The following is a 12,068-nucleotide window of genomic DNA, read 5'->3' as shown; positions in this document are numbered from 1 at the left end:
GTCAGATCAACTTCTCGATGTCGGCCTTGATGGCCGCGGGTTCAGTCTGGGGCGAATAGCGCGCGACGACGCGGCCTTCGCGGTCGGTCAGGAACTTGGTGAAGTTCCACTTGATGGCCTGGGAGCCAAGGAAGCCGCGCTTCTGCCGGGTCAGCCAGGCATAGAGCGGATGCCGGTTCGGCCCATTGACCTCCACCTTGTCGAACAGGGGAAAGGTCACGTCGAAGCTGGTGGCGCAGAAGGCGGCGATTTCCGCCGCCCTGCCCGGCTCCTGCTGGCCGAACTGGTTGCAAGGAAAGCCCAGCACCTCGAACGGCGCGTCGGCAAAGTCCCGGTGCAGTTTCTCCAGTCCGTCATACTGACCGGTGAAGCCGCACTTGGACGCCGTATTGACGATCAGCAGCGCCTGACCGCGATAGCGGTCCAGCGCCACGTCCGTGCCGTCGATGGCGCGGGCGGAGAAGTCATAAACCGAGGTCATGACTTCACCTTCCCCTTAGGCCAGCATCGCCACGGGATCTTCGATCAGCGGCTTGAACGCCTGCAGGAAGCGAGCGCCCGTCGCGCCGTCGACCACGCGGTGATCGCAGGTCAGGGTCACGGTCATGACCGTGGCCGGCACGATCTGGCCGTCCTTGACGACCGGACGTTGTTCGCCGGCGCCCACGCTCATGATGCAGCCCTGCGGCTCGTTGATGATCGAGCTGAACTGCTTGATGCCGAACATGCCCAGGTTAGACACCGAGAAGGTGCCGCCCTGGAACTCTTCGGGCTTCAACTTGCGTTCGCGGGCCCGCTTGGCCAGGTCCTTGGACTCGGTCGCGATCTGCGCCAGGCCCTTGGTCTCGGCCTTCCTGATGATCGGGGTGATCAGGCCGCCGTCGATCGCCACCGCCATCGAGACGTCGGCGTTATGGTGCATGGCGATGCCTTCGGGGGTGTAGGAGGCGTTCGCCTCCGGCACCATCTTCAGCGCCAGGGCCGCGGCCTTGATGACGAAGTCGTTCACCGAGACCTTGATGCCCTGCGGCTCCAGCATCTTGTTCACCTTGACGCGAACAGCCATCAGCTGGTCGATCTCGCAGTCGATGAACAGCGGGAAGTGCGGGACGTTCTGGATGCTGTCGACCATGCGACGCGCCACGGCCTTCTTCATCCCGTCCAGCGGGATCAGGTCGTAGCTGCCGTCCGGAATGCCCATCTGGGCCAGCGACTGGGCCTGACGCGGTGCGATGCCCGATGTCGCGGCGGCGGTCGCCGTCGAGGCGGCCGGTTGAGCGGCGCCCTTCGGCGCTCCCTCGACGTCGCGCCTGACGATGCGGCCGTGCGGGCCGGTGCCTTTGATCGACTTCAGATCGACGCCGTTCTGGGCGGCGATGCGACGGGCCAGGGGCGAGGCGAAAATGCGCTCGCCGCTTTCCGACTTCGGCGCCGCCGGAGCCGGGACGACAGGCGCCGCAGCCTTCGGCGTTTCAGCCTTGACCGGAGCAGCTTCAGCCTTCGGAGCTTCAGCCTTGGGCGCAGGCGCAGCCGCGCCGCCTTCGTCCTTCAGGCGGGCGATCGGCGTGTTGACCTTCACGCCTTCGGTGCCTTCAGCCACCAGGATGTCGGTGACTTCGCCTTCATCGACGGCCTCGACTTCCATCGTGGCCTTGTCGGTTTCGATCTCGGCGATGACGTCGCCAGCGGAGACGACGTCCCCGACCTTGACGTGCCACTTGGCCAGGACGCCCTCTTCCATCGTGGGCGACAGGGCGGGCATCAGGATGTCGGTCATGCCATCACCTGCTTCACGGCCGCGATGATCTTGTCCACGCCGGGCAGCGACAGGGCTTCCAGGTTGGCGGCGTAGGGCAGCGGCACGTCTTCCTGGTGCACGCGCAGCGGCGGGGCGTCCAGATAGTCGAAGGCGTGTTCGATGACACGAGCCACGACCTCGGCGCCGACGCCCATCGGACCCCAGCCCTCTTCGGCCGAGACCAGGCGGCTGGTCTTCTTGACGCTCTCGACGATGGTTTCGTGATCCAGCGGACGCAGGGTGCGCAGGTCCACGACCTCGGCCGAAATGCCTTCCTCGGCCAGCTTCTCGGCGGCCTGAAGAGCGAAGCCGACCATGCGGCTGTGGGCCGTGATGGTGACGTCCGTGCCTTCGCGGCGAACCTTGGCCTTGCCGATCGGCACGACGTAGTCCTCGACGTCCGGCACGTCGAACTCGGTGCCGTACATCATCTCGTGTTCGAGGAAGACGATCGGGTTCGGATCGCGGATCGCGGCTTTCAGCAGGCCCTTGGCGTCAGCCGCATCATAGGGCGCGATGACCTTCAGGCCCGGAACCTGGGCGTACCAGGCCGAATAGTCCTGACTGTGCTGGGCGCCGACGCGGCTGGCCGCGCCGTTGGGGCCGCGGAAGACGATGTCCGCGCGGATCTGACCGCCGGACATGTAGAGGGTCTTGGCCGCCGAGTTGATCACGTGGTCGATGGCCTGCATGCCGAAGTTCCACGTCATGAACTCGACGATGGGCTTCAGACCCGCCATGGCGGCGCCGACGCCCAGACCGGCGAAGCCATGCTCGGTGATCGGGGTGTCGACCACGCGGCGGTCGCCGAACTCCTGCAGCAGATCGCGGCTGACCTTGTAGGCGCCCTGATACTGAGCGACTTCCTCGCCCATCAGGAAGACGCGGTCGTCGCGACGCATTTCCTCGGCCATGGCGTCGCGCAGGGCGTCGCGGATGGTCGTCTTGACCAGCTTGGCGTCGGCGGGGATTTCCGGGTCGCGCAGTTCCGTCTTGGGCGCGGCCGAAACGGCGGCGGCGACCGGTGCGGCGGCAGGCACCGCCTCGGCCTTCGGCGCAGGCGCAGGCGCAGAAGCCGCGTCCTCACCGGCCAGACGCGCGATCGGCGTGTTGACCTTCACGTTCTCGGAACCTTCCGGCACCAGAATTTCCAGCACTTCGCCTTCATCGACGGCTTCGACTTCCATCGTCGCCTTGTCGGTTTCGATCTCGGCGATCACCTGGCCGGCCGACACGGTGTCGCCAGCCTTGATGTGCCACTTGGTCAGCGTGCCCTCTTCCATCGTGGGAGACAGCGCCGGCATCAGAATGTCGGTCACGGATCAGGCCTCCACGTAGACGTCAGTATAGAGCTCGGACGGATCCGGCTCAGGGCTTTCCTGTGCGAACTGCACGGCTTCTGCGACGATGGCCTTCACCTCGTTGTCGATGGCCTTCAGCTCTTCGTCGGTCGCCTTGGCGGCGGCGAGCAGCATCTTCAGGTGGTCGATGGGGTCGCGGGTCTTCTTGACCTCGTCCACCTCTTCCTTGGTGCGGTACTTGGCCGGGTCCGACATGGAGTGGCCGCGATAGCGGTAGGTCTTCACCTCAAGGATGTAGGGCCCTTCGCCTGCGCGGGCGCGAGCCACGGCGCGGGCGGTGGCGTCACGCACGGCCAGGACGTCCATGCCGTCGACCTGTTCGCCCGGGATGCCGAAGCTGGCGCCGCGCATGAACAGCTCGGTCGTGGACGACGAGCGTTCGATGCTCGTGCCCATGGCGTACTGGTTGTTCTCGATGATGTAGATGGCCGGCAGCTTCCACAGCTGGGCCATGTTGAAGCTCTCGTAGACCTGACCCTGGTTCGAAGCGCCGTCGCCGAAGTAGACGAAGGCCACCGAGTCATCGCCCCGGTACTTGCCGGCGAAGGCCAGGCCCGTGCCCAGGGCCACCTGGGCGCCGACGATGCCGTGACCGCCATAGAAGCCGGTCGGCACGTCGAACATGTGCATCGAACCGCCCTTGCCCTTCGACGAGCCGCCGATACGACCGGTCAGCTCGGCCATGACGGCGTTCGGATCCATGCCCGCAGCCAGCATGTGGCCGTGGTCGCGGTAGCCGGTGATGATCTTGTCGTGGCCTTGCTTGACGCTCTCCTGAACGCCCACCGCCACGGCTTCCTGGCCGATGTAGAGGTGGCAGAAGCCGCCGATCAGGCCCATGCCGTAAAGCTGGCCCGCACGCTCTTCAAAGCGGCGGATAAGGACCATCTCGCGGTAGAAGCGCAGCAGGTCTTCTTTCGAAGCCTGAGGCGTGTTCGGAATCTTGTTGTCGCCCGCACTGGACGATGATTTCTGAGCGGCGGCTTTCGCCATCCGGCATCTCCCGGCTGCGCCCCGATTGTCAGGGACTCTTATCGTTACGGAAAGGGGCTTTAGCAGCCTTCGTTCCCGAAACGCAAAGCGAGCCGGTCAAGCTGTAACAATAGTTCAGGAGGTGCGGATCGCGTCAGGGTTGCGCGGGGCAGGAGCACTCAGGCGAACTACGTAGTCGCGCGGATCAGCAAAGCCGAGCACCGCCCTCGCTCGCTCTTCCAGCAGGTCCTTTGAAAGACTCTCGGTCCGCAGATAACGGACGCGAACCTCCAGATCCCGGCGCTGTTCGGTCAGGTGAGCCAACTGCGCTTCGCGCCTGGCCAGCAGAGCGTCACGCTCCCCGCCGCTCAGCAGGCCGCGCTGCCCGGTCAGGGCCTGAACGCCCAGATAGACGATCAGGAACAGCAGAAACGCGGACGGAAGATAGGGCTTCATCTGCTCGGGCACGACTGACGCTCCTTCTGAGCGTGAACACGGTTTCCTGATCCTGACCGAAAATGCCTAACGAACTGTAGCTTGGCCGTAATTGCGAACGCCGCCTCCGAGGTCGGAGACGGCGTTGCGCACTTCTGCGTGAGAAGGCTTATTTCAGCAGCATGCCGTCGCCGAAATAGGCGGCCTGGTCGCCCAGCATCTCTTCGATGCGCAGCAGCTGGTTGTACTTGGCCGTCCGGTCCGAGCGAGCCAGAGAGCCGGTCTTGATCTGACCGCAGTTGGTGGCGACGGCCAGGTCGGCGATGGTCGAGTCCTCGGTTTCACCCGAACGATGGCTCATCACCGAGGTGTAGCCGGCGCGATGGGCCATATCGACGGCGTCCAGGGTCTCGGACAGGGTGCCGATCTGATTGACCTTGATCAGGATGGAATTGGCCAGACCTTCGCCGATGCCGGCGGCCAGACGGCGCGGGTTGGTCACGAACAAGTCATCGCCGACCAGCTGAACGCGGTCGCCCAGACGGTCCGTCAGCAGCTTCCAGCCGTCGAAGTCGTCCTCGGCGCAGCCGTCCTCGATCGAGACGATGGGGAAGCGCTCGACCAGATCGGCCAGGTAGCCGACCATGCCGTCAGCGTCGAAGGACTTGCCCTCGCCCGTCAGGTCGTACTTGCCGTTCTTGAAGAACTCGGTCGAGGCGACGTCGAGGCCCAGGTGGAAGTCCTCGCCCGCCAGATAGCCGGCCGACTGGCCCGCCTTGGTGATGAAGGCCAGAGCCTCCTCGGCCGAGGCCAGGTTGGGGGCGAAACCGCCCTCGTCGCCGACGTTGGTGTTGTGGCCGGCGTCCTTCAGAGCCTTCTTCAGGGCGTGGAAAATCTCGGCGCCCATGCGCAGGGCGTCCGAGAAGCTGTCAGCGCCGGTCGGCAGGATCATGAACTCCTGGATGTCGATCGGATTGTCGGCGTGAGCGCCGCCGTTGATGATGTTCATCATCGGGGTCGGCAGGATGCGGGCCGAGACGCCGCCGATGTAGCGGTACAGCGGCAGGTTCGAGCTGATGGCGCTGGCCTTGGCCGCGGCCAGGGAGACGCCCAGGATGGCGTTGGCGCCCAGACGGCCCTTGTTCTCGGTGCCGTCCAGTTCGATCAGGGCCTCATCCAGACGGCGCTGGTCCTCGGCGTCCATGCCGGACAGGGCGTCGAAAATCTCGCCGTTGACGGCGTCGACCGCCTTCTGGACGCCCTTGCCGCCCCACATGTCCATGTCGCCGTCGCGCAGTTCAACGGCTTCGTGTGCGCCCGTCGAGGCGCCCGAAGGCACAGCGGCGCGGCCGAAGCTGCCGTCTTCCAGGGTGACGTCCACCTCGACCGTCGGATTACCCCGGCTGTCGATGATCTGGCGGGCGACGATGTCGGCGATGTCGGTCATGAGGTAGACGCTCTGTCAGGAGGAGAAGTTCTGCTTCCGGTTTAGACCAGCCGTCACCGAATCGCCAACCGGCGACGAAGCTTCCCGCCTCAGGACGTCAGCTGCAGCCCTCGACATATTGAATGCTGGGCCCGCCGGCGTGGATGAAGGCGACCTTGCCGTCCTGTCCGACTTCGAACACCAGGCCACGCGCAGCCGGATCGGCGACATAGGAGCCCAGCAGATGGTTCGCCTCGGGCCAGGTGGTCAGATAGCCAGCCGGCGCCTCCACATACTTGTGAGGACTGAATCGGGCCGCCGCGCCGTAGCTCGTCTTCAATTGTTCGCCGTCATAGCCGACCCCCACGCCGTCCGCCGTCTTGACGCTTGAGTCGCGGGTCACCGTCAGACGCGTCAGAACGCCCTTCTCCGTCATGACCAGCAGGCCCTCGGGCGCGCGCGGCGGATGATACTGACGGCATTCCGAAGGCTCGGCCTCAGCCGCGTTCGCAGGCGGCGGACCGACGGCGGCGTCCACCTCTGCCTGGGTCATGCCGATCTTCAGGGGACCATAGCCTTGAGGCGTCAGCACCTCGGCTGCCGCGGCGGCGGGCGCCGTCGCCGGAGCTGCTGATTCGGGAGGCGTCTTGGCGCCTTCGGGCGCATTGCAGGCGGCCAGGGCCAGCAGAGCGACGGAACTGAGGACGGCGTGGCGGATCATGCGGAGCGCTCCGGTGGTTCAGCTTCACCGCCCATAACGCACGAAAACGGCGCGCGATGTCATCGCGCGCCGCTGAATTCTATCGCCCGGCCGAAACCGGAACCGTCGTGAAGACCTTAGTCTTCCTTCGGCGTCATGACCTGACGACCCTTGTACATGCCGGTCTTCAGGTCGATGTGGTGCGGACGGCGCAGCTCGCCAGTGTCCTTGTCTTCCACATAGGTGTTGGCGCCCAGGGCGTCGTGTGCACGACGCATGTTGCGACGCGAGGGGGATACTTTGCGCTTCGGAACGGCCATGTCCGTCTCAATCTCTAAGTCGGTGCGCCGTGAAGACGCGAAAACAACAGCGGCGGCCCCCCGATAAGAGCCGCCACGCGAGGGCGGGCTTATGCATGAAGCCGCAACCGATTTCAAGGGTGTCAGTCGGATGACAGCCGCTTGATGATCCCGGCGGGATTTCCTGCGACCACGACATCGGCGGGAACATCCTTCGTTACGACCGATCCGGCGCCGATCACAGAGCGATCTCCGACCGTCACTCCGGCCAGAACGACAGCCCCTCCGCCGATCCAGACGCCATTCCCGATGCGGATCGGGCGCGCGCTTTCCACGCCTGAACGCCGCTCAGTCGCATCCAGAGGGTGTTCGGGTGTCAAAATCTGGACGCCAGGGCCGCACTGAAAGTCGTCGCCGATGACGATCTCGGCGCAATCCAGAAAGACGCTGTTGGCGTTGACGAAGGCCCGAGCGCCAAAGCGGATATTGTCGCCATAGTCGCAAAAGAAGCCGGGCATGATCGCGGCGCGGCCGTCGCTGGCATGCACCAGTTCATTGACCAGAGCGCGACGTTTCTCGCGATCCGGCTCCTGATTGATTCGCATGGTCAGGCCGACCGCCCGCGCCCGCCCCGCGACCAGTTCGGGATCGCCGGGGTCATAGTTCAACCCGGCCAGCATCTTTTCGCGTTCAGTCATGCTCATGCGTTACAAAGCGCCTCGGCCACGGACTCGCCTATGGCCAGTGAACTGGTCAGGCCGGGGCTCTCGATCCCGAACAGGGCCATCAGGCCGTCGATGCCGTGATGCTCGCATCCGTGAAGTTGGAAATCCGGCTGCAGTTCGCCTGGGCCATGAATCTTCGGCCGGATGCCGGCGTAGTCGGGCGTCAGGCGCTCGACTGTCACCCCCGGCCAGAAACGACGGATGTAGAGAGCGAAGGCCTCAGCCTGGGCCGGGTCGACCGAATAGTCCTCGGCGTCGACATAGGCGAGATCCGGGCCAAACACGCCCTGCCCGCCCAGATCCTTGCGGTAATGCGTGCCCAGCGCGCCCGGGATAGGCGGAGGATAGATCAGGCGGTTGAAGGGCGCAGGCCCCGTAAGGCGGAAATAGATTCCCTTGCCCAGATGACGCGCTGGAATGTCGGCCTCGGGATAGCCCTCGATAGCGGCGGCCACGCTCTGCGCAGACAGACCAGGCACCGTAACCAGCAGGCGGGTGGTCAACACAGCCCCGCCTTCTCCGCCCGCAGTGACGCGGAAACCGCCGCCCGGCAGAGGCTCAGCCCGCTCGAACGGCGTGGAGACGACGACCGAGCCGCCCGCGTCCTCGATCTCGCCCTGCAGGGCGAGCATGTAGTCGTGGCTGGCGAAGACCCCGCTTTCGGGCGACAGGATGGCGGCGTGGGCGTTCAGTTCAGGCTCCAGCGCCCGCGCCTGGGCGCCGGTCAGGTGCTCCAGCCCCTCGACGCCGTTTGTCGTCGCCTGCTGGAAGATGGCCTCGATGCGCGCGACCTCGGCCTCCTCGGTCGCCACGACCAGCTTGCCGCACTTCCAATGATCGATTTTGTGACTGCCTAGAAACTCATAGAGCGCCCGCCGCCCCTCGACGCAGAACTTCGCCTTGAGCGAGCCCGTCGGATAATAGAGTCCGCCATGGATGACCTCGGAGTTGCGCGAGGATACGCCCTGGCCGATGTGCGGCTCTTTCTCGAGCACCAGCACCGTCAGGCCGCGCTTCACCAGCGCCCGCCCGCAGGCCAGCCCCACAGCCCCCGCCCCCACGACCGTCGCATCGAAGTCGAAAGGCGAAGTCATGGGTCCTACCTCTTGCCGTAAAGGGCCCTGGCGCGGCCCTCGAAACACTGGATCAGCTTGTCGACCGCCCGGTCGAAGTTCGCCTGCAGCATCATGTCCAACATGCGCGACTTGAAGGCGAAGTCGATGAAGAACTCCAGCCGCGTGCCCTCAGGGTGGGGATGGAACTCCCAGCGGTTCTTCAGATGCTTGAACGGCCCGCGGATCAGGCCGACCTCCACCTTGGGCGCGTGGATGTCATGGCGAACCCAGGTCGAGAACCGCTCGGTCAGGAAGGCGAATCCCACGCCCGCCTCGGCGTCCAGCAGACGGACGCCGGGCGCTTCGTCCCGTCTGTTCCAGACCCGCATGGAGGTGATCCACGGCACGAAGGCCGGATAGGCCTCCACGTCCGCGACCAGATTGGCCAGTTGCTCGGGCGCATAGGGAAGAATGCGCGTAACGCGATGGACCGCCATTCAGGGCTTAACGCGCCGAACGGCCTGCCTGCGCCAGACGCGCGGCCTTCAGACGGGCGAAGTCGTCCCCGGCGTGGTGCGACGACCGCGTCAGCGGCGACGACGACACCATCAGGAAGCCCTTGGCCCGGGCGATCGCCTCATAGGCCTTGAACTCTTCAGGCGTGACGAAGCGGTCGATGGCGGCGTGCTTGCGCGTCGGCTGCAGGTACTGGCCGATGGTGATGAAGTCGACGCCGGCGGAACGCATGTCGTCCATCACCTGCATGACCTCTTCCTTGGTCTCACCCAGGCCGACCATGATGCCGGACTTGGTGAACTGGTTCGGGTCGCGCTCCTTGACCATCTGCAGCAGGCGCAGTGAGTGGAAGTAGCGGGCGCCGGGGCGGATCTTCAGATAGAGGCGCGGAACCGTCTCGAGGTTGTGATTGAAGACGTCGGGCGTGGCGTCGATCATCACCTCGGCCGCGCCCTCCTTGCGCAGGAAGTCGGGCGTCAGGATCTCGATCGTGGTGTTCGGCGCCTGCAGGCGGATCTGACGCACTACTTCAGCGAAGTGGGCGGCGCCGCCGTCAGCCACGTCGTCGCGGTCCACCGAAGTGATGACCACGTGGTTCAGACCCATCTGCTGGACAGCCAGGCCGACCTTGGCGGGTTCTTCCGGGTCCAAAGGTTGCGGCAAGCCGGTCTTGACGTTGCAGAAGGCGCAGGCCCGCGTGCAGGTGTCGCCCATGATCATCAGCGTGGCGTGCTTCTGGCTCCAGCACTCGCCGATGTTGGGGCAGGCGGCTTCCTCGCAGACCGTCACCAGCCCCTTGGAGCGGACGATGTCCCTGGTCGCGTTGTACTGGCCCGAGCCGGGCGCCTTGACCCGCAGCCAGTCAGGCTTCTTCAGCACCGCCGATTCCGGGCGGTTCTGTTTCTCCGGGTGACGCAGCTCGGAAGGCTTCTTCGTCAGGGTGTCGATCAGCGTGACCATAGCCGGCGGTCTGGCTCCTGTGCAGAAGGGCGGTATGTCGGCTTTCCGACCGCCGATGGCAAGCCACAGACGGTTTCAGTGATGGAGATGCGACGTTCACGCGACGTTACGCATCTTTTCAAGGCGACCTTACGTCACTAGGTTCCGGCCTCTTGTAACCGAGAGGGCCGCTGAGAGCTCTCCGAAGGAGGACGTGCTTGCGGGCTGCCCTGGACCCCAAGGTCTATAATGAATCCCTGTTTGACGCGCTGATCGATGCGCGCGCCCGCTTTGGGGACAAGGAGATCCTGGAAGACCAGGACCGTCACCCCCTGACCTATACCGGCCTGATCCGCGCCGCCTTCGTTCTGGGCCGCAAGATCGCAGCCATGACCAAGTCGGGCGAGCGCGTCGGCGTCCTGCTGCCGTCCAGCGCAGGCGTGGTCGTGACCTTCTTCGGCCTGCACGCCTTCGGGCGGGTGCCGGTCATGCTGAACTTCACCTCGGGCGAGGCCAATCTGAAGGCGGCGCTGAAGACGGCGGGCGTCACCAAGATCCTGTCAGCCAAGCGCTTTGTCACCCAGGCCAAGCTGGACGACCTGATGGAGGCCCTCGGCGAGGTCGCCGAGATCATCTGGCTGGACGACGTGCGCAAGACCATCGGCCTGGCCGACAAGCTGTACGGCCTTAGCGCCGGCATGGCTCCGCGTCGTTTCCGTGTAAAGACCGATCCCGATTCGCCGGGCGTGGTCCTGTTCACCTCGGGCAGCTTCGGCGCGCCCAAGGGCGTGGTGCTGAGCCAGCGCAATCTTGTGGCCAACGCTCGTCAGGTCGCCGCCCATATCGACCTGAAGCCCGAATGGGTCATGTTCAATCCGCTGCCGACCTTCCACTGTTTCGGTCTGACGGGCGGGGTGATCCTGCCGCTGCTGCAAGGGATGAAGGCGTTCGAATACCCCTCCCCCCTGCACGCCAAGCAGATCACCGATCTTCTGCCCCAGGTGAAGGCCTCGATCCTGTTCGCGACGGACACCTTCCTGAACCAGTATGCGCGCGTGGCGGAGCCCGGCGACTTCGCCACCCTGCAGTTCGCCGTCGCCGGGGCCGAAAAGGTCCGCGACGAGACGCGTCAGATGTTCAACACCAAGTTCGGCGGAGTCGAACTTCTGGAAGGCTATGGCGCGACCGAGGCCGCGCCCGTGGTCGCTGTGAACCACCCCGACCGCAACCGCCCCGGCACCGTCGGCCAGATCATGCCCGGCATGGAGTATCGCCTGGACAAGGTCGAGGGCATTGAAGGCGGCGGCCGTCTGTATCTGCGCGGCCCTAACGTCATGGCCGGCTATATCTCGCCAAACAATCCTGAGGGCATCGAGCCTCTGGAAGGCGGCTGGCACGACACGGGCGACATCGTCGATATCGACGACGAGGGCTACATCACCATCCTCGGCCGCGTGAAACGCTTCGCCAAGGTCGGCGGCGAAATGGTCTCATTGCTTGCGGTTGAAGACATGGCCGGCGCCGTCTGGCCTGAACATCGTCACGCCGCGGTTTCCGTGCCTGACAGCAAGAAAGGCGAACGCCTGATCCTGGTCACCGACCATGCCGGCGCCGAATCCGCGCGTCTTTCCGAGTGGGCTCGTGATAACGGCGCGCCCGAACTGGCTGTGCCCAAAAAGATCATCAAGCTGGACGCGATTCCGGTCCTGGGAACCGGAAAGACGGACTATGTCGCCATCCAGAAGCTGGTCGAGGATGCGTTGAAGGCGGCCTGATCGGGACGCTTGCAGAGCCCGCGACTTCGCCTAACCTTCACCTTCGCGCCTTGCGTCGATCCGGTTT

Annotated in this window: 13 protein-coding genes; 1 reads left to right on the top strand and 12 read right to left on the bottom strand. The window is 65.1% G+C overall.

Annotation, left to right across the window (positions count from 1 at the left end):
- Window position 1 precedes the first annotated feature (1 nt).
- The 12 genes from ACZ5XO_RS07790 to lipA form a co-directional block, all read right to left on the bottom strand.
- A complete protein-coding gene (locus ACZ5XO_RS07790; protein ID WP_464164751.1) occupies window positions 2-481 on the bottom strand; it encodes a glutathione peroxidase in 480 nt (159 codons plus the stop codon).
- Window positions 482-496: 15 nt separating this feature from the next.
- Window positions 497-1,777, bottom strand: coding sequence for a pyruvate dehydrogenase complex dihydrolipoamide acetyltransferase (locus tag ACZ5XO_RS07785; RefSeq protein WP_464164749.1), 1,281 nt, complete (start codon window positions 1,775-1,777; stop codon window positions 497-499).
- Window positions 1,774-3,117, bottom strand: a complete 1,344-nt coding sequence (locus ACZ5XO_RS07780; RefSeq protein WP_464164747.1) for a pyruvate dehydrogenase complex E1 component subunit beta — start codon at window positions 3,115-3,117, stop codon at window positions 1,774-1,776. The genes ACZ5XO_RS07785 and ACZ5XO_RS07780 overlap by 4 nt, the downstream gene beginning before the upstream one ends.
- Before the next feature lie 3 nt (window positions 3,118-3,120).
- Window positions 3,121-4,152 (bottom strand): pyruvate dehydrogenase (acetyl-transferring) E1 component subunit alpha, encoded by a 1,032-nt coding sequence (gene pdhA, locus ACZ5XO_RS07775; RefSeq protein ID WP_464164745.1) that lies wholly within the window; start codon window positions 4,150-4,152, stop codon window positions 3,121-3,123.
- A gap of 114 nt (window positions 4,153-4,266) precedes the next feature.
- The gene (locus ACZ5XO_RS07770) at window positions 4,267-4,587 is read right to left on the bottom strand and encodes an FtsB family cell division protein (protein WP_464164878.1); all 321 of its coding nucleotides are present in this window, start codon (window positions 4,585-4,587) and stop codon (window positions 4,267-4,269) included.
- A 148-nt stretch (window positions 4,588-4,735) separates the two neighbouring features.
- Complete coding sequence (gene eno, locus ACZ5XO_RS07765; protein WP_207827140.1) at window positions 4,736-6,013, bottom strand: phosphopyruvate hydratase; 1,278 nt, start codon at window positions 6,011-6,013, stop codon at window positions 4,736-4,738.
- A 97-nt stretch (window positions 6,014-6,110) separates the two neighbouring features.
- Complete coding sequence (locus ACZ5XO_RS07760) at window positions 6,111-6,713, bottom strand: hypothetical protein (RefSeq protein WP_464164742.1); 603 nt, start codon at window positions 6,711-6,713, stop codon at window positions 6,111-6,113.
- 116 nt (window positions 6,714-6,829) lie between these two features.
- On the bottom strand, window positions 6,830-7,012 hold the full coding sequence (rpmF, locus tag ACZ5XO_RS07755; RefSeq protein WP_105564516.1) for a 50S ribosomal protein L32: 183 nt from the start codon (window positions 7,010-7,012) through the stop codon (window positions 6,830-6,832).
- Window positions 7,013-7,134: 122 nt separating this feature from the next.
- Window positions 7,135-7,689 carry a sugar O-acetyltransferase gene (locus ACZ5XO_RS07750; RefSeq protein ID WP_464164739.1) on the bottom strand — a complete coding sequence of 185 codons (555 nt, stop codon included), beginning with the start codon at window positions 7,687-7,689 and terminating at the stop codon, window positions 7,135-7,137.
- Between the two features lie 2 nt (window positions 7,690-7,691).
- A complete protein-coding gene (locus ACZ5XO_RS07745; protein WP_464164737.1) occupies window positions 7,692-8,810 on the bottom strand; it encodes an NAD(P)/FAD-dependent oxidoreductase in 1,119 nt (372 codons plus the stop codon).
- A gap of 5 nt (window positions 8,811-8,815) precedes the next feature.
- The gene (locus ACZ5XO_RS07740) at window positions 8,816-9,268 is read right to left on the bottom strand and encodes a type II toxin-antitoxin system RatA family toxin (protein ID WP_464164736.1); all 453 of its coding nucleotides are present in this window, start codon (window positions 9,266-9,268) and stop codon (window positions 8,816-8,818) included.
- Between the two features lie 7 nt (window positions 9,269-9,275).
- Window positions 9,276-10,247, bottom strand: coding sequence for a lipoyl synthase (gene lipA, locus ACZ5XO_RS07735; RefSeq protein ID WP_464164734.1), 972 nt, complete (start codon window positions 10,245-10,247; stop codon window positions 9,276-9,278).
- 197 nt (window positions 10,248-10,444) lie between these two features.
- On the opposite strand from lipA, the gene ACZ5XO_RS07730 reads away from it, so the two are divergent.
- Window positions 10,445-12,001, top strand: coding sequence for an AMP-binding protein (locus tag ACZ5XO_RS07730; RefSeq protein ID WP_464164732.1), 1,557 nt, complete (start codon window positions 10,445-10,447; stop codon window positions 11,999-12,001).
- Window positions 12,002-12,068: the final 67 nt, after the last annotated feature.

Source organism: Brevundimonas sp. T2-11, from assembly GCF_055397675.1.
The sequence above is the reverse complement of the archived record's forward strand: the minus strand, read 5'-3'. Positions and strand labels throughout refer to the sequence as shown.